Origin of the sequence: Serpentinicella sp. ANB-PHB4 (genome assembly GCF_031432315.1) — a bacterium.
Classification (GTDB): domain Bacteria; phylum Bacillota; class Clostridia; order Peptostreptococcales; family Natronincolaceae; genus Serpentinicella.
The window spans coordinates 24,384-41,528 of record NZ_JAVKGO010000001.1 but is presented as its reverse complement, the minus strand read 5'-3'; the positions used below and the strand labels follow the sequence as shown (position 1 = coordinate 41,528).

Below are 17,145 nucleotides of genomic sequence, written 5' to 3'. Positions count from 1 at the left end.
CCAGTTCCCCCTTACCTTACAATGAATTTAGTTTCTCACCAATTTTTCTTTCTGTCCCATTAAGTAATCTCTGTATGTTATCCTTATGCCTATACACTGCTAATAGACATAGTATTGCTCCAAATAAAAAATACTCAATGCTATGAATTGATAAAATTATTGCAAATAAAATGATAGCAACTAAAGATGCTAGGGATACATATTTATATTTTATTAATACTATTAAGCCAATGCCTATGCATATTAACGCTACTATATAATTTGTTATTACTGCTACTCCTATTGTTGTAGCAATTCCTTTTCCACCTTTAAACTTAAGTAGTATAGGATAATTGTGTCCTAGTACAACGGCTATTCCTGTAATCAGTTCTATATTTTCTGCATTACCAAAATATGTTGCGATCAAAACAGCTGCAACTCCTTTAATGCTATCTCCTAAAAGTGTAAAAGCTGCTGCCTTTTTACCTAATGTCCTTAGCACGTTTGTAGACCCAGCGTTACCACTTCCGCACTGTCTTATATCAATATTAGCCATTAGTTTTCCCACTATAAAAGAAGTTGAAAAATTACCTAATGCATATGCAACCAAAACAATGATAACATCCACCATTTTTTATTCGCCCCCAGATTTTTCCCTATATATAAATCTAATAGGTGTCCCTTCAAAATTAAAATATTCTCTTATACGATTTTCTAAATATCTCTCATAGGAGAAATGCATTAGTTCTTTATCATTAATAAATAAAACAAAGGTTGGTGGTTTAACTGCGGCTTGGGTACCATAGTAAATTTTTAATGGTCTTCCTTTATCAGATGGTGGTTGATTTAAAAGTGTGGCTTCTCCAATTACTTCATTTAGTGTACCCGTTTGCAGACGCATTGCATTTTGATTGGCTACATACTTAATTTTTTCAAGTAGCTGGTTGGTTCTCTGTCCTGTTAATGCTGATATATATAAGATTGGTGCATACATACAGTAAGAAAGCTCATCCCTAATTAATTTTGTAAATTTATTCATACTATGTGTATCTTTTTCAATTAAGTCCCACTTGTTTACAACAATAACTAGTCCTTTACCGTTTTCATGACTAAACCCAGCAATTTTTTTATCTTGCTCAGTCACTCCTTCTGTTGCATCAATAACAAGCAAACAAACGTCAGCTCTTTCCACTGCTGCTATGGATCTTATAACACTATAACGTTCTATATTTTCTGTTACTTTACTTTTCCTTCTAATACCTGCGGTATCAATAAGTACATAGTGATCATCCCCATCAGAAAAAGGGGTGTCAATAGCATCTCGAGTTGTTCCTGCAATATCACTTACAATAACACGGTCTTCACCTAATATTCTATTAATAATAGATGATTTACCTACATTTGGTTTTCCTATGACAGCAACTTTCATAACTTCTTCATCATATTCAATAATATCAATTGAACTAAAATGTCTTACAATTTCATCTAGTAAATCTCCGATACCTAATCCCAATGAAGCAGATATTTCATTAGGCTCTCCTAGTCCTAATTCATAAAAATCATAAAAGTGCTCACTCTTTTCTTTAGTATCTACTTTGTTTATAGATAGAACAACTGGTTTATTAGATTTTCTTAGCATATCGCCGATATCGCGATCAGATGCCGTTAACCCTTCTCGACCATCTAACATAAATACGATTACATCTGCTGTTTCAATGGCTAGTTCTGCTTGTCTTCTCATTTGTGATGGTATAATAGCCTCTGAATCAGGTTCAATTCCACCAGTATCGATCATTGTAAAGCTGTAATTCAACCACTCTACTTCGGTATAAATACGATCTCTTGTCACACCTGGTTTGTCTTCCACGATAGATATTCTTCGTCCTGCTATCTTGTTAAAAAAAGTTGATTTTCCTACATTTGGTCTTCCCACTACTGCTACTATCGGTTTAGGCATAGCCTGCACCCCTCTCTTCACTTTCATTCCTTAGTATTTCTTTAATAAAACTACTCCCGTCAACTTCGCTAACAGATATACGGGTTTTTAATTTATTTTCTATATCCTCAATTGTTACATTATCAAGAAATATGGTTTCACCTGATTTTAACATTGACTCTGGAATAATAACTTTTTCTCCTAGGTCTTTTCCTTCTAGTGTATCAATTATATCAGTACCTGTAACTAGGCCACTTACATTCACATGTCCGCCGAAATAGTTATTTTTAATAGGTATTACTTGTATTTCTACGTCTTCGATCTTTTCTACTAAGTCTTTGGTTAAACTTTCTATAATATTAAATGCAAGGTCTCCGGTAACAACGGTAATCTTCTTTGATTTAATAAGTTCTTTTTTTTCTATTGTGGCTAGATAATCATAAAATGTCTTTTTAAATTTCGTCACTAGTCCAACACCATTTTCAAGTTGAGTAAAGTGATCGTAGTCTTCGTATATAGGAAAAGCTTTATTAGCTAAAAGATAAAACTCATCTCCTAAGTACACAAAGTTTCTTCCTGTTTCTTGCTTGAATTTTTTTTGAAAACCCTCTATTTGCTCAATTATTTTTAGCGCTTCTTCTTTCTCAAATGCTCTTAATTTAAAAAGTCCTTCCCTATATTTAGTTAAGCCTACCGGGACAATAGCTAAACTTTGTATAAAATTACTATAATGACCTAAATCTTTTATTGTATTATCTAATTCTTTCTTATCATTAACATCTGGACAAAGTACAATTTGGCAATTCATATAAATACCATTCTCCGCAAACCTATGAATAATAGATAATATGTCCCCAGCATGACGATTATTAAGCATCTTTTCACGAAGCTTACTATTTGTAGTATGTACTGATATATTAATTGGACTTATCCGGTATTTTATTATCTTATCAATATCTTCCGATTTCATATTAGTAAGTGTGATATAATTCCCCGTTAAAAAAGATAATCTTGAGTCATCATCTTTAAAATATAAAGTTTCTCTCATATTTTTAGGAAGCTGGTCTATAAAGCAAAATATACATTTATTTTTACAACTTTTTGCTTCCGAAATAATTGGATTTTCAAATTCAATACCAAGATCTTCATCATAATCTTTTTCAATTTCAATTTCCCATAGTTCACCATCTTGCTTTTCTATGGCCACTTCTAAATATTCATCTGACATATAGAACCTGTATTCAATAATATCTTCAATTTTTTCTCCATTAATGCTTAAGAGAAAGTCACCTGCCTCTATCCCAACTTCTTCTGCAATACTTCCCGCAAAAACTTTACTTATTATGTTCTTATTTTTTATTCCTTCCAATAAAGCACCTACTCTTATTTTATTGGTATCTGATACTAATATTATATCATAAAAATAAACAATACCAATTATTATATTAGCACTGATGCTAACAATCAGTCAACTTTTATTGCTTTCTTTAGATTTGAGACAAGTTCAACAAAATATTTATAATTTCTTTGTATACCAAACACCGTTAATGGTCTACCTATCGATATTAGGTTAGCTCGCCTTGATAGAAAACCACCAATACGGATGTAATTGTTGATACATGAAAGTGCATTTATTATTCTTATAGAAGTTCCTTTATCTGACGCAAGAATATGTGCATACTCATATGTCATTACTGCATAGTAATCTCTATGATGTCCCATCCCCATGACATACACTTCATTTGTGTATTCATCTACACCCATGAACAAAGGAGTACCTACACTATTATTTGCACTTTGATCATAGTAAGGCACAGAGAGAATCTCTTCAGACGTTGGAATTTTATCTGTGGGAAGATATCCCATATGGATAGACGAGGCAACTATTGATGTATGTGCCCCACCATAACAGCAGTATATTATTTTCATACCTTACCACCTACTAATCGCTTTAATCTATGTCTAGTATTATTATCTCTTCTTTGAAAACACTTCCTAACCCACTAATAATATTAGAAAATATATGCTTATTTTTATAGTAATTAGAAACATACACTTCATTACTTTCACTGTCTAGTCCTAAATAGTGTAATTTCATTTTACCTAAATCACAATTTGGGTCTATGAGTTTTTCATCTAAACCAATATGCTTATATGCTTCTTTCATAGTCTTATAGCTATTAGCCTTAGATGTAAAAATAATTTTCATAAAACCCCATCCTAACTAATGTTTTACAACAATATAAGTTCCATCGCCAATATCATGAACCATGCCCATTGTTGTTTTTGAAACTAGAAGTGCTTTTTCTTCTTTTTTTTCATCATTTTCAACATAAAATATGGGTGCTGTTCCTCCTGAAACAAGTTCCCTGTTTGTTGTTATTATTGCAATAATTAACTCTTTTATGCCATAATCCATCGCTCTCATCCTTATATATCAATTGGTTTTCTTTTTGCACTTTCTAAAATTGGCGTACCTTTAACCGCCTCAATATACTTATTTATATCTGCATCTCTTACAACAATTGCCATAACTACATTGCCGTTAGCCGTGTTAATTCTAGCTATTGGTGTAAAATCTGGCTCATCGACATCTTTTCGAATGCCTAATTGTATTGCAGCATTATGTTGTATTGCTTGTCTTTGTCCGATATTAGAAAGAATTGCTGTAGCATATTTATCCTTTGGTATAATTTCTACAGCAACTCCTTGTTTTTTAAAAATTTCTCTTGAATCTTTAAGGCCTATGTTCATTACAAATGTACCTGCAATTTTTAATAAAGGACCATCAAATTCTATTTCAGCTGATTGAACATCTGCTATTTCTTCTATTGTACTCATTTTTAATAGTCTATTTAAAGCTGTTATGATAATAGACCCTATTATAATACCTAAAGCTATACTAAAGTATCTATTTAATTCAAAGTAAAGTGCTAAGTACAATGTAGCACCCGTACCCGTTGCCGTAAGGATTGCCATATAATTTCTGGCTTCAAAAATTTTTGCAATATCTTCTATATATGCCGTCCCTCTAGGAACGAGTTCCGTTGGCTCAATGTTATCTAAACTTTCTCTTTCAAGACTTCTTACATCTCTAAAATGTTGTGCTGCAATAGCTAAAAATGTTACGGCAACAAACTCTTTATTTGCTATTGCAGGTATTACTACTGCCCCTAAGCCGGCAGCAATAATACCTAAAGTTATATGTGATAAATAAGATTGGGGATAAGTAGGGTATTGCCTATAATCTACTTTTATCATAAATGTTCGCGCAATTATTCCCATAATAAAGGATACTAATATTATTAAAAAATCCTTTTCCACTTTATAACCACCTATCTTATTTCTTTTTTCTCCCCAAGAAATTATTAAATTCTTCTTTAAAAGTTCCTAATTTTGATTTCCACTCTTTTCCACCACTACTTAAGAACAAGAATGCCAATGCTCCTAATCCAACAACTACACCTATAGCTATAATTCCTGTACCAGAACCCCTATTACTTTCCTGTACTGGCTGTGCTTGTTCTGTACCACCATCTGTTTGATCTTCGAAAGTTCCCCCGAATAGAGATGTTGTTAAAACTTCTGAAAAATACCCTGCACTTTTTTCTGCTAACTCCCTCTCTTGCTCATAAGTCCCCATTTCAAGAAGCATTGCCCTCGGAGTTAGATCTTGATTATAATCACCCTGGGCATAGAATATATCTTTAATTAAACCAGGATACATTTTGTCTGCAACTGCCTTTACCTGTAATGCAACTTCTTCATTTGCACTAAAATTTTGGTTTCGACCTCCTATTACCAATCTCACCTGTGAAGCAGGTTCACCGTTTATTTCAGTTGAATACTCTTCCGCTGGAATTGCGTCTCTATGAACGTCAAGTAGTGCTGTTGGTTGGTGCTCAGTTAAAAGTTGAGTAGCAGTACGTCTCGACCTTTTATAAGCACCTGAATCATGAGGGTCATGAGATGTATTATCAAATACTGCTTCAACTCCATTTTCTTGAAATGACTCACTCATTCTTTCTGCTACTTGTAAGATCCCTCCACTACCCTCTATACTCTCTGAACCATCTGTTGGAACGTATGATTCAGAACTATGGGTGCAATAAAGTCCTACTCCACCATTTTCACCTTCAGTATCTGCTTGTGCTTGTAAAACCATGGCCAAACTCTCACCACTATTTAGCTTATCTACAAATGATGTTAGTGCATCTTCGTTTATCTTTGGTAATTGTACATCTTCTATATATTTTGCGTATGCCTTTCTCTGTTCTTTGTCTACTCTAGTTATTTTGTATAATTTATTATCCCCGCTAAGATATTGATCTCCTTCTTTTACTTCATGTGCAGTTTTAAAAATAACTGAATTATCATTTTCATCAAAGACTGTGTAATAACCATTTGAATTTCTATATAGATCATCTGCATAACTCAGAGGGATCGATGTCACTATTAAAAGTACAGTCATAATTATGACAAATATGCTTTTATTTTTCATCTAAGTCACCTCCATCGTCTTTATCTTTCTTAATATCAATAACCTTATTGTCTTTTTCATCTTTCTTTTTTCCTAAGGAACTCACAAATTCTCCATTTTCAAAATGCATATTTTTTTTACTTGTTCCCCCCTGTAATCTTTCCCTCGCTTCACCAACTACCTCTGCTATTATAACAGCTAATATACCCGCCATAACTGTTGTATCAAAAGCACCTGCACCACCAAATCTTGTAGGGGCTGGAACATTATTTATTGTATTTATTATCAGCTGGATCACATCAGCTATTACAATCCCAAAAATTCCAGCAATAAAAGCTGACCTTCTTGATCGGCCCATAACATATGCAATCAAGCCACCGAGAATTCCATATACATAGTTTGGATCAACGTATTGAGCCTCAGGTTCTGCTGGCAATACATATCTTTGCGTAATATAAATGACTGCTCCTGCTACAATTGCTGCCATTATTGCTCTGAATCTCTCTTTGTTTGTACCTGCTTTTATAAATAAATATATCCCTAATGCAACAGGTATTATAAAACCACCAATATTAAATGACACGTTTTCTGTAATATTTATATCTGGTATAAATATAGTGGATAAAACCATTGCTATTATAATTACAATAGCAGCTTTATCACTTAATCTTAATCTATCTAGAACACGTTCTGCTAAACCCATGAAAATTAAAACTGTGACGATCATTAATAGAATCATACCTAAAGACATAATTTTTTCCTCCTTAAAATTATTTTGTCTTAGTTGTTTTTATCATTCCCTTTAGAAAATAAATATATGAACAACAATATATTCCAAAGCTTTAAAGGTTTTAAGCAACAAAAAAAAATACTCTTTGATAGAGTATTTTAACGTTAATGTTTTTCATCTAATAATTTTTTTAATTCGCCTAAAAAGGTATTAATATCTTTGAATTCTCTATATACAGATGCAAATCTAACATAAGCGACTTCATCAAGTTTTTTTAGATGAATCATTACTAGTTCACCGATTAGCTCTGTTGTAATTTCTCTCTCTAGAGAATTATATACTTCTTTTTCAATTTCACTTATAATCATCTCAATGTCTTTTAATGATACGGGTCTTTTTTCACAAGATCTTATAATACCATTAATTACTTTATTACTATCAAAGGGCTCTCTATTTCCACCTTTTTTAATAACAATTAGAGGAACTTGCTCTATTTTTTCATAAGTTGTAAACCTTTTGTTACAATCAATACATTCTCTTCTTCGTCGAATTGCCTGTCCTTCTTCTGTTGGTCTTGAATCCACTACTTTACAATCTGAATATCCACAAAAAGGACAATTCATTGAATCTCCTCCTTTTGTTCTCTTTGTATCATTATTATAATATAGTTCTAACTTGATGTCTAAATAATTTATTCTTTACCATCATCTTCTATATCTATTATATGTTTCTCACTTTTTATTAATAAAGCGCTATCTTCTTTATTTACATCTGTATTATTTATTAACTCCACTAATATAACGTCAAAACCAATTTTTCTAATTTGCCCCCATCTTATTTCTTGATCTGCTTCTTTATTTAGAAAGTTAAATCCTTTTTCTTCACTAGGTACAATTATCGCATTAATTCTTCCTCTCTTTAAATCTACTTCTAAGTCTGATATTAAACCCAGCCTACGTCCATCACTAAGACTGATAACTTCTTTCTGTGTTAAATCAGTTGCTTTAATCATTATTTTCCTCCTAACAATCATTAATATTCTTGTACAAACCCTAGTTTAAATTTATTAGATATAATAGGATATTATTACTTTTTCAGAAAAAAAAGATAACTTTAATAAGTTATCTTCTGAAAATTAGAGCTCTTACGTTATTATACATACTTTTTCATATGTCTTACTGCTGTTTTCTCAAGTCTAGATACCTGAGCTTGTGAAATTCCTATTTCTTCGGCAACCTCCATTTGTGTTCTTCCTTGAAAAAATCTTAAGTTAAGAATTAGTTTCTCTCTTTCATTTAACTTACGCATTGCTTCACTTAAAGCAATACCGTCTATCCAAGTTTCATCTTCACTTTTCTTATCGCTCACCTGATCCATTACATATATTGTATCTCCACTATCATGGTAAATGGGCTCAAACAATGATACTGGGTCTTGGATGGCATCTAAAGCAAAAATAACATCTTCTCTTGGCATATCAAGTTTTGAAGCAATTTCTGATATAGTTGGTTCTTTTGAATTTTGATTAATGAGCTGATCTCTAACTTGTAAAGCTTTATAGGCTGTATCTCTCAAAGATCTACTTACTCGTATAGAGTTATTGTCTCTTAAGTATCTCCGAATTTCTCCGATAATCATCGGTACTGCATATGTTGAGAATTTAACATTATGACTTAAATCAAAGTTGTCTATAGCCTTGATTAATCCAATACATCCTACTTGAAATAAGTCATCTACATGCTCCCCTCTATTATTGAAGCGTTGTATTACACTTAAAACTAATCTAAGATTTCCTTGAACAAATTTTTCTCTTGCTTCATTGTCCCCTGCTTTTATTAAGTCAAATAATCCTCTCATTTCTTTGTTTGTCAATACTGGTAATTCGGATGTGTTAACTCCGCAGATTTCAACTTTGTTAATATGCATTGTATTTCGTCCTTTCACTATGAATTACCCCTTTAGTATACTTAGATTATTGACCTGTTAGTTATTTTTATACTGTAATTAACACTAAAATAAACAGAAAATATTAACAACATTTCCTAGTTTATTTTATATATTAAAATTACAAAAAAATATAAAAAAGCATATTCGAGTTATACTCAAATACGCCTTATACCAATGCAACGAAACTCCATGTAGATTTTATATTAACTTATTTATTTCCTTTTGTAACCTTACTATGATTCTTTTTTCCAACCTTGATATGTACGACTGTGAAATGCCTAATAGGTCAGCCACTTCTTTTTGTGTCCGCTCTTTTCCTGAACTTAAACCGAATCTTAACTCCATAATCTTTTTCTCTCTATTATTTAATTTACTTAATGCATCTTTTAATAAATTCCTATCCACTTCTTCCTCTAACAACCTATAGGTTACATCATTTTCTGTACCAAGAATATCTGATAACAGTAACTCATTTCCATCCCAATCAATGTTTAATGGCTCATCAAAAGAAACTTCCATTCTTACTTTATTATTTCTTCGTAAATACATCAAAATTTCATTCTCTATACACCTTGAAGCATAAGTAGCTAATTTTATATTTTTATCTGGATTAAATGTGTTCACTGCTTTAATCAAACCAATTGTACCAATAGATATTAAATCTTCAACTCCTATACCAGTGTTTTCGAATTTTCTTGCAATATACACTACTAATCTTAAATTCCTTTCTATTAGTACTGAACGTGCTGTACTCCTATCATCTTTTAATTTTTGTATTAAATAACTTTCTTCATCGTTAGACAATGGAGGAGGCAATGTCTCACTACCACCAATATAATAAATCGTATCTTCAGTAGATATATTAAACTTTTTAAGTAACTTCACTGCATTGTATCTTATTACAAGTTTAAGCTTTTTTAAAAAAACAACCATTTTTCTACCTCCTAATAATGTGGTCTATAATAAGTCCGGATGAAGTAGTGCCTTATAATTCCCATCTTTCGAAAGTTCATTATTATATACTGCTACAATAATATCTTTTATATTTTTAACATCCTGGTCTTTTTCAATAAAGACCATATCCGGTTTTATGCCTATTAACATTCCATTTTCTGTTCCTAGCGCCTTAAATGGTATCATCCTTATTCTTGTAATCCATTCATTGTGATTAAATATCTCTGATAATTGCTCTAAACTTGGATATTTAGAACTTGAGAATACATCTGTTATTTCAAGTGGTAAAATATGTTCTAAAGCCTTATACTCTACAACCATAACAGGATAATTAGTAAGTGGATCTTTCAATGCATTACCCGTATCAACTAAACCAACACATTCAACAATAGTATCTTTTATTTGTATTTTTACTTTTAAAAAAATTTTATCTTTCTTTACTTGGTCTGTAATATATCCCCAGACAAAATGTATAAGTAAGTATGCTGTTCCACCAGCTATAAATATATTTTTAGCTGAGACATCTGTAGTATAAAAAATCCCGTTGCTTATTATTCCATTAAAATTTGTAAAATAAAATATTGCAAAACCTGCACCTCCAAATATTAAAGTAATTAAATAAAATATCCCCAGTAACCGAAAAAAATCTTTAAATTTATGAGGTGTATAAGCTAGCACAATTATAACCATTGAACAAGCTAATTTCATAATTACGGTAAACAAAAAGTGTAATGATGGGATAAAAATTATAAAAGCGTATAACGCACTAATAAATGCAGCAATTAATAACTTATATTTCTTTGACGGGTATTTACTAAACTTACTAGTCATATGTAATATTATATAGTTCATTATAAAATTTTCTAACAATACATACTCTGCATAAACAATCACTTTCCATCACCCTAACTGGGACATCAATTTTATATGAGTTATATTCTAAAAACTTGCAACTTATGTATATTATATATAAAGTGTATTAATTTTTTTGTCATTTCATGAAGTCGAAGTTTATATTTCTAAGATTAAATTTGTTTTAAATCTATACTCAACCTTATGAAATCCAGTACTTTTCATTATTTATAAAATAAAAAAAGTGGCTATAGAAATAAAATATTTCTATAGCCACTTTTTTTTTATTTTAATTATTGAGCAACAACTTCTGATTCTTTTGGTTGAATGCTTACTTGTTTTTTATCTCTGCCTTTTCTTTCAAACTTCACAACTCCATCAACTAATGCAAATAGTGTATCATCTCCACCAATCCCAACATTAGTCCCTGGATGGATTTTAGTTCCTCTTTGTCTAACTAAAATATTTCCAGCTGTAACAAATTGACCATCAGCTCTTTTAACGCCTAGTCTTTTTGCTATACTGTCACGTCCGTTTTTAGTAGAACCTACTCCTTTTTTACTAGCAAATAACTGTAAATTAATTTTTAGTAACATGACCTACACCTCCTTGTCATGGAAATCGATATATTTAGAATAACTTTCGCTTATATTCCTCATGCCAATAATCATTGTGTCAATTAATAGATTAGCCTTTTTTCGTGCCTCACTGGAAATACTTTCTGGTACACTGCATCGCAAGTAACCATCTTGAATTTCATAATCTACTTTGATTTCTGCAACTTCATACAGCCCTAATAATGTTGTTTGACTCAATACAGAAACTGCCGAGCAAACAATATCTTGCCCATATTCAGCTGCCTGAGCATGGCCTGAAACTACATATTTATTTACTTCTTTTTGTTTGTTTCGAAATATTTCAATTTTTATCATTGTCTTATTCCTAAGCGTTAATTTTTTCTACTACTAACTTAGTAAATGGCTGACGATGACCTTGTTTTCTACGATAGTCTTTTTTACGCTTGTACTTAAAAACTATAATTTTTTTGCCTTTGCCTTGTTTTTCAACTTTTGCTTCAACATTGGCACCTTCTAATTGTGGGTTCCCTACTTGTAAGTTACCATCTTTAGAAACAGCTAATACATTCTGAATAGTAACAACGTCACCTTCTACAGCATCAATTTTTTCAACAAAAACTGTGTCACCTTCTCTTACTGTATATTGTTTCCCGCCTGTTTCAATTATTGCATACATGTCTTACACCTCCTCAAACCAGTCTCGCCAAATATAGGTACTATGTTTTAAAACCTTATTTGTGCGGCTACCTACAGATATAGATAATATCATATCTATTTATTCATGTCAACATAGGCTTTTTACTTACTTAACTCCTTTTTAATAAATTCATATCTTCCAATTAATTTTACTTTAAACTCATCAAGCCGTAGTTTGTCATTTATTAGAAAAAAACTTTTAATTTTAGTTTTATTCTCAATGTCAGATAAAATATGTGTGTCTTTATTTATTAATTTGAGGGTATCGGTATGTACTTCAAAAATCACTGCTTCAGCATTTGTATGGGTTTTTAATCGCACTAATTCTTTTTCAATTTTTTGAATACCAACATATTCACATAATACTTTACCTGTCCCCTCACAACATATACAATCTTTTTTCAGAGCAGACTCTAATCGTTCTCGAACTTTTTTACGGGTTAGTTCTACTAATCCTAGTTGCGTTAATCCTAAAATCTTCGTTTTTGTTGGATCTTTTAATAAAACTTTTTCTAACTCTGATAATACAACTTCTCCATCTTTTATTTTAATCATATCAATAAAATCAATGATAATAATCCCGCCGATGTCTCTTAATCTTAATTGTTTTCCAATCTCTTGAGCGGCTTCAATATTTGTCTTTAATATGGTTTCTGATAAATTTGTACTGCCTACATATTTCCCTGTGTTCACGTCTATAACTGTAAGTGCTTCTGTTGAATCTATAACTATATATCCGCCACTTTTTAGCCATATCTTTCTATTTAAGTTTTTGCTTAACTGTGATTCCACTGTATAATTTTCAAATAGTTCCATGTCGTCGCTATAAAGCTTTATTCTATTCTTTAAAGATGGGGAAAGTAGCTCAATTAACTCCTGGGCTTGGCTAAATTCATCTTCATCATTAATTATAAACTCATCGATTTCAGTGGTTAGTTTATCTCTTATATTTCGACTAATAAGGTCAAATTCTTTATAAATTCTTCTTGGTGCATAACCGAGAAGCTTTTCTTTTTCAATTTTTTGCCAAAGCTTCAATAAAAATTTTATATCATCATTAAAATCTTCCTTAGTCTTTCCTTCTGCAACAGTTCGAACTATAACACCCATGTTATTGGGCTTAATTTGTTCTATTTCTTCTCTAAGCCTATCTCTTTCTGTATCGCTCACTATACGTCTAGAAACACCAATATAGTCTGTAGTTGGCATGAGGACAATAAATCGTCCGGGCAAAGTGATATGCGTGGTCAATCTAGCTCCTTTTGATCCTATTGGATCCTTAATTACTTGTACAATTATTTCTTGTCCCTGTTTAATGTAATCTTTTATGTGAATGTTTTCATAATTAATATTATTTGATTCACTAAATTCTGGTATTGCATCTTTCACATGAAGAAATCCATTTTTTTCTAAACCAATATCAACAAAGGCTGCTTCCATACCCGGCAAAACATTTATAACTCGACCTTTATATACATTGCCTACAATCTTTTTATTATTTTTTCTCTCAATATAAAATTCTACAAGATTATTATCTTCAAGTAAGGCTAGTCTTGATTCACTAACTCCAACATCTACAAGTATTTGTTTCATTTGGCACACCTAACTTTCAAACGATTTTAGTTATTTAAGGCTGCATTAGTTCTTGTCCTTCTTCATTTAATAAAGCACCTCGGTGGATTCTGAGTGATTTTAATTCAATTGGCATTTCAAACCGATTTATTAGCTCATTAATCACAGTTTCTGGTTTTACATTTCCCTTTTCACCTGCAGATAATACTAGTTTTAAAATAACTTCATTTGATTCTAATTTTGATAACTCCATATCGAAAACTAATTTTCTAAGATCAATCTCTTTTACTATACTTATTTTTTTTCGACCTTTTCGTTTTTTCTTTTCCTTTTTTATAATAATTTCATCTAAACTCATAAATTCTTTTAAATTTTTACTAAAATTATCTTCTGAATATTTTTCTGTTAATAAAAACCGGGTGAAATATATAGAACTACATACTTCCGCCATTAAAGCTTTTTCCTTTATTCCTACACTTCTGCTAAAAATAATTTTAAGTCCGGGTGGTAATACTTCATTTAGTTTTTTTGTAAAATCTTCTTCTTGTAAACTTTCAAGTAATGTTATATCTACATATTCCGAATCACTTGATACTCCAAGACTAAGGGCTGATGAGAACGCCATTATAGGGTGTGGATTAAATCCTTGGCTATATGCAATAGGAATTTGTGCTCTTCTCATAGCTCTTTCAAAAACTCTTAACAGGTCTAAATGCGATATAAATACCATATCATCTTTTTTATAAAATTTAGAACGAATTTTAAACATTAACAAACGCCCCCTGTAAAATTCTGATTTATACCACATGCAGAGCAGCTTTTTCTACAATTTTCCGTTAATTTTTCTTCTTTTGCTCTCTCATTTTCTTTAATAAGAAACTTTTTGGTTACGCCTACACTAATATGATCCCAGGGTAATATTTCTTCATAGCTTCTTTTTCTAATATAAAAGTCTGGATCTAAATTAACGCTTTCAAACGCTTCCATCCATTTACTATAATTAAAATGTTCTCCCCATCCATCAAATTTACACCCTAACCTATATGCTGCTTCAAGGACCTTACTTAGTCTTCTATCCCCTCTTGCAAATATTGCCTCAAGGAAACTGGTCTGTGAATCATGGTAATTATACTTTACATTTTTAATTTTAAGTTCATCAGAAAGTAAAGCTTGTCTACGGCTAATTTCCTCTTGTGATATTTGTGGTTCCCATTGGAAAGGTGTGAAAGGCTTAGGTACAAAGGTAGATGTGCTAACAGTAACATTGATACTTTTTGCTCTAACTTCTTTTGGCGTGTTCTTAAAAACTTCTAAAACTTTTTGCGCCATTTGTTTTATTCCAAGCAAATCAATATCGGTTTCTGTTGGCAATCCCATCATAAAATACAACTTTACATTACTCCACCCTGATGCAAATGCTTTTTCTACAGCATTAACTAAATCTTCTTCAGTTAATCCCTTATTTATGACATCCCTTAGTCTTTGACTACCTGCTTCAGGAGCAAAGGTTAATCCTGTTTTTCTAACTTTTTGTATTTCTTTTATAATTTCCAATGAAAAGTTATCAAGCCTTAGGGAAGGTAGTGAAATTCCAACCTTGTCTTTGCTATAGGTATCTATTAGATGCCTTACAATCTCTTCTAGTTGTGTAAAGTCACTTGTACTTAGAGATGCTAAAGAAATTTCCTCATATCCCGTAGAATCAATCAATTTTTTAGTTAATTCAGTTAGTTTATCAACCGATTTTTCACGAACAGGCCTATAAATCATGCCAGCTTGACAAAATCTACATCCCCTCATACAACCTCTGAATATTTCTAACATAATACGATTATGTACTACGTCTAAATAAGGAACTATTAGCGCTTCTGGATAATATACATTATCCAGATCGTGAATGATTCTTTTCTTTATTTGTGTCGGTATGCTATCTTTTAGTGGCTTAAACTCACTTATACATCCTTCCTCGGTGTAACTAACCTTGTATAAGGATGGAACATATACGCCCCTTATCAAGGCAGCTTTTTCTAAGAAAGCTTCTTTACTGTAATTAAGTTTCTTTTCTTGCTCATATAATTCCATCAATTCTAATGTAACTTCTTCCCCTTCACCTAATATAACAATATCAACAAAGTCAGCTATTGGCTCAGGGTTATATGCACATGGCCCACCAACCATTATTATAGGATCCCTTGATTTTCTTTCCGAACTATATAAAGGTATATTAGCCATATCAAGCATATTTAAAATATTTGTGTAACTTAGTTCATATTGTAGTGTAAAGCCTATAAAATCAAATTTGTCTAATGCTTGTCTACTTTCTAAACCAAAAAGAGGTATTTTATTTTTTCTCATTTGTTCTTCCATATCTAGTGCTGGAGCAAACACTCTTTCACAAAAAATATTGTCTTTGCTGTTTAGCAAATGATACATAATCTGCATCCCTAAGTGACTCATACCGATTTCATACACATCTGGAAAACAAAAAGCATATCGTATTGTTTTTTCATCGATTTCCTTGTGTATACTATTAATTTCATTTCCTAAGTATCGAGCAGGCTTTTCTACGTTATAAAGTATATCTTGTATATCAACTTTCATTTTTTTCCTCCAGTTCTTAATGTATTATTCATCTTTATTAATTCACCAAGTGTTAGCATACTGTCATGGTTTATAATAGCCTCCAAAATCTGTTTTTCGGTTAATTCTCCCAGGTATCTACCTCTTTTACTAAATACACTTATTATACAGTAATTACCTGTTGTTATTTTTTTTAAAACAGAAACCACAGTAGCACACTCGTATTCCCTTATATTTCTTATAGTTAAATTGTCATAATTTATTTGTTTCATTATTATGTCCCTCATATGCGTATATGGCGCCATTTTTTTTTCGTTATGACAATTTGTATGTAAAAATATGGAAAAAATTATTATTATAAACCCCACATATGATTCTACCATTATAAATATACCTATTACAAGAAAAGCAAGACATAAAACTTTTCCTATTACAACAGCTACATACGTAGCCTTATTTCTATTGTACACTATATTTATGAGTGCTCTTAAAATCCTACCTCCATCCAAAGGTAATATTGGGATCATATTAAAAATTCCTATAGATAAATTTAAAGTTATAAAAAAGTAAATCAATTCATGTGTATATATATAACAATTGATAACGTAAGCTACTAAAAACATTAATAAATTAGATACAGGTCCAGCAATAGAGATTAGTATTTCTTTTTGTGGATTTACTACGAAGGTTTTTTCACTTTTTATTACTCCACCGAAAAAAAACAACTCAATGTTTTCTACCTTCACACTAAAAAAAATTGATACCATACAGTGTGCAAGTTCATGAATTATTATAACTAATATTACTATCAAAAAACGACTTAAATAATTAAAATATATTG

21 protein-coding genes are annotated in these 17,145 nt (G+C 31.3%); all 21 read right to left on the bottom strand.

Annotation, left to right across the window (positions count from 1 at the left end):
* Positions 1-16: 16 nt before the first annotated feature.
* Complete coding sequence (gene plsY, locus RH915_RS00270) at positions 17-610, bottom strand: glycerol-3-phosphate 1-O-acyltransferase PlsY (protein ID WP_310477210.1); 594 nt, start codon at positions 608-610, stop codon at positions 17-19.
* Positions 611-613: 3 nt separating this feature from the next.
* Positions 614-1,936 (bottom strand): ribosome biogenesis GTPase Der, encoded by a 1,323-nt coding sequence (gene der / locus RH915_RS00265; protein WP_310477209.1) that lies wholly within the window; start codon positions 1,934-1,936, stop codon positions 614-616.
* Entirely contained in the window at positions 1,929-3,302 is a 1,374-nt protein-coding gene (locus RH915_RS00260) for a DUF512 domain-containing protein (RefSeq protein WP_310477735.1), read from the bottom strand. Before RH915_RS00260 ends, der begins: the two co-directional genes overlap by 8 nt.
* A gap of 77 nt (positions 3,303-3,379) precedes the next feature.
* Positions 3,380-3,844: a DUF3189 family protein gene (locus tag RH915_RS00255; protein WP_310477208.1), complete on the bottom strand. Its 465-nt coding sequence runs from the start codon at positions 3,842-3,844 to the stop codon at positions 3,380-3,382.
* A 22-nt stretch (positions 3,845-3,866) separates the two neighbouring features.
* Positions 3,867-4,124: a hypothetical protein gene (locus RH915_RS00250; protein ID WP_310477207.1), complete on the bottom strand. Its 258-nt coding sequence runs from the start codon at positions 4,122-4,124 to the stop codon at positions 3,867-3,869.
* Between the two features lie 15 nt (positions 4,125-4,139).
* Positions 4,140-4,334, bottom strand: coding sequence for a capping complex subunit for YIEGIA (locus RH915_RS00245; RefSeq protein ID WP_310477206.1), 195 nt, complete (start codon positions 4,332-4,334; stop codon positions 4,140-4,142).
* A gap of 11 nt (positions 4,335-4,345) precedes the next feature.
* On the bottom strand, positions 4,346-5,239 hold the full coding sequence (locus RH915_RS00240; RefSeq protein ID WP_310477205.1) for a YIEGIA family protein: 894 nt from the start codon (positions 5,237-5,239) through the stop codon (positions 4,346-4,348).
* A gap of 16 nt (positions 5,240-5,255) precedes the next feature.
* Entirely contained in the window at positions 5,256-6,416 is a 1,161-nt protein-coding gene (gene spoIIP / locus RH915_RS00235) for a stage II sporulation protein P (protein WP_310477204.1), read from the bottom strand.
* On the bottom strand, positions 6,406-7,146 hold the full coding sequence (locus RH915_RS00230; RefSeq protein ID WP_310477202.1) for a DUF1614 domain-containing protein: 741 nt from the start codon (positions 7,144-7,146) through the stop codon (positions 6,406-6,408). Before RH915_RS00230 ends, spoIIP begins: the two co-directional genes overlap by 11 nt.
* A gap of 143 nt (positions 7,147-7,289) precedes the next feature.
* Complete coding sequence (nrdR, locus tag RH915_RS00225) at positions 7,290-7,748, bottom strand: transcriptional regulator NrdR (protein ID WP_310477201.1); 459 nt, start codon at positions 7,746-7,748, stop codon at positions 7,290-7,292.
* 68 nt (positions 7,749-7,816) lie between these two features.
* Positions 7,817-8,137: a YlmC/YmxH family sporulation protein gene (locus RH915_RS00220; protein WP_310477200.1), complete on the bottom strand. Its 321-nt coding sequence runs from the start codon at positions 8,135-8,137 to the stop codon at positions 7,817-7,819.
* 140 nt (positions 8,138-8,277) lie between these two features.
* Positions 8,278-9,051: an RNA polymerase sporulation sigma factor SigG gene (sigG, locus tag RH915_RS00215; RefSeq protein ID WP_310477734.1), complete on the bottom strand. Its 774-nt coding sequence runs from the start codon at positions 9,049-9,051 to the stop codon at positions 8,278-8,280.
* 219 nt (positions 9,052-9,270) lie between these two features.
* A complete protein-coding gene (gene sigE, locus RH915_RS00210) occupies positions 9,271-10,005 on the bottom strand; it encodes an RNA polymerase sporulation sigma factor SigE (RefSeq protein ID WP_310477199.1) in 735 nt (244 codons plus the stop codon).
* Between the two features lie 24 nt (positions 10,006-10,029).
* Positions 10,030-10,920 carry a sigma-E processing peptidase SpoIIGA gene (spoIIGA, locus tag RH915_RS00205; RefSeq protein WP_310477198.1) on the bottom strand — a complete coding sequence of 297 codons (891 nt, stop codon included), beginning with the start codon at positions 10,918-10,920 and terminating at the stop codon, positions 10,030-10,032.
* A gap of 251 nt (positions 10,921-11,171) precedes the next feature.
* On the bottom strand, positions 11,172-11,474 hold the full coding sequence (rpmA, locus tag RH915_RS00200; RefSeq protein WP_310477197.1) for a 50S ribosomal protein L27: 303 nt from the start codon (positions 11,472-11,474) through the stop codon (positions 11,172-11,174).
* A gap of 3 nt (positions 11,475-11,477) precedes the next feature.
* Positions 11,478-11,810: a ribosomal-processing cysteine protease Prp gene (locus RH915_RS00195; RefSeq protein WP_310477196.1), complete on the bottom strand. Its 333-nt coding sequence runs from the start codon at positions 11,808-11,810 to the stop codon at positions 11,478-11,480.
* Positions 11,811-11,820: 10 nt separating this feature from the next.
* Positions 11,821-12,132, bottom strand: coding sequence for a 50S ribosomal protein L21 (rplU, locus tag RH915_RS00190; protein WP_310477195.1), 312 nt, complete (start codon positions 12,130-12,132; stop codon positions 11,821-11,823).
* A 122-nt stretch (positions 12,133-12,254) separates the two neighbouring features.
* A complete protein-coding gene (locus RH915_RS00185; RefSeq protein ID WP_310477194.1) occupies positions 12,255-13,745 on the bottom strand; it encodes an Rne/Rng family ribonuclease in 1,491 nt (496 codons plus the stop codon).
* Between the two features lie 34 nt (positions 13,746-13,779).
* Positions 13,780-14,493: a TIGR03936 family radical SAM-associated protein gene (locus RH915_RS00180; RefSeq protein WP_310477193.1), complete on the bottom strand. Its 714-nt coding sequence runs from the start codon at positions 14,491-14,493 to the stop codon at positions 13,780-13,782.
* On the bottom strand, positions 14,493-16,325 hold the full coding sequence (locus RH915_RS00175; protein ID WP_310477191.1) for a TIGR03960 family B12-binding radical SAM protein: 1,833 nt from the start codon (positions 16,323-16,325) through the stop codon (positions 14,493-14,495). Before RH915_RS00175 ends, RH915_RS00180 begins: the two co-directional genes overlap by 1 nt.
* Complete coding sequence (locus RH915_RS00170) at positions 16,322-17,116, bottom strand: M50 family metallopeptidase (RefSeq protein ID WP_310477189.1); 795 nt, start codon at positions 17,114-17,116, stop codon at positions 16,322-16,324. The genes RH915_RS00175 and RH915_RS00170 overlap by 4 nt, the downstream gene beginning before the upstream one ends.
* Between the last annotated feature and the right edge of the window lie 29 nt (positions 17,117-17,145).

Coding starts and splice junctions, on each gene's coding strand:
- plsY (WP_310477210.1), bottom strand. CDS start 610: ATGGTGGATGTTATCATTGTTTTGGTTGCATATGCATTAGGTAATTTT.
- der (WP_310477209.1), bottom strand. CDS start 1,936: ATGCCTAAACCGATAGTAGCAGTAGTGGGAAGACCAAATGTAGGAAAA.
- RH915_RS00255 (WP_310477208.1), bottom strand. CDS start 3,844: ATGAAAATAATATACTGCTGTTATGGTGGGGCACATACATCAATAGTT.
- RH915_RS00250 (WP_310477207.1), bottom strand. CDS start 4,124: ATGAAAATTATTTTTACATCTAAGGCTAATAGCTATAAGACTATGAAA.
- RH915_RS00245 (WP_310477206.1), bottom strand. CDS start 4,334: ATGGATTATGGCATAAAAGAGTTAATTATTGCAATAATAACAACAAAC.
- spoIIP (WP_310477204.1), bottom strand. CDS start 6,416: ATGAAAAATAAAAGCATATTTGTCATAATTATGACTGTACTTTTAATA.
- RH915_RS00230 (WP_310477202.1), bottom strand. CDS start 7,146: ATGTCTTTAGGTATGATTCTATTAATGATCGTCACAGTTTTAATTTTC.
- nrdR (WP_310477201.1), bottom strand. CDS start 7,748: ATGAATTGTCCTTTTTGTGGATATTCAGATTGTAAAGTAGTGGATTCA.
- RH915_RS00220 (WP_310477200.1), bottom strand. CDS start 8,137: ATGATTAAAGCAACTGATTTAACACAGAAAGAAGTTATCAGTCTTAGT.
- sigG (WP_310477734.1), bottom strand. CDS start 9,051: ATGCATATTAACAAAGTTGAAATCTGCGGAGTTAACACATCCGAATTA.
- sigE (WP_310477199.1), bottom strand. CDS start 10,005: ATGGTTGTTTTTTTAAAAAAGCTTAAACTTGTAATAAGATACAATGCA.
- rpmA (WP_310477197.1), bottom strand. CDS start 11,474: ATGTTACTAAAAATTAATTTACAGTTATTTGCTAGTAAAAAAGGAGTA.
- RH915_RS00195 (WP_310477196.1), bottom strand. CDS start 11,810: ATGATAAAAATTGAAATATTTCGAAACAAACAAAAAGAAGTAAATAAA.
- rplU (WP_310477195.1), bottom strand. CDS start 12,132: ATGTATGCAATAATTGAAACAGGCGGGAAACAATATACAGTAAGAGAA.
- RH915_RS00185 (WP_310477194.1), bottom strand. CDS start 13,745: ATGAAACAAATACTTGTAGATGTTGGAGTTAGTGAATCAAGACTAGCC.
- RH915_RS00180 (WP_310477193.1), bottom strand. CDS start 14,493: ATGTTTAAAATTCGTTCTAAATTTTATAAAAAAGATGATATGGTATTT.
- RH915_RS00175 (WP_310477191.1), bottom strand. CDS start 16,325: ATGAAAGTTGATATACAAGATATACTTTATAACGTAGAAAAGCCTGCT.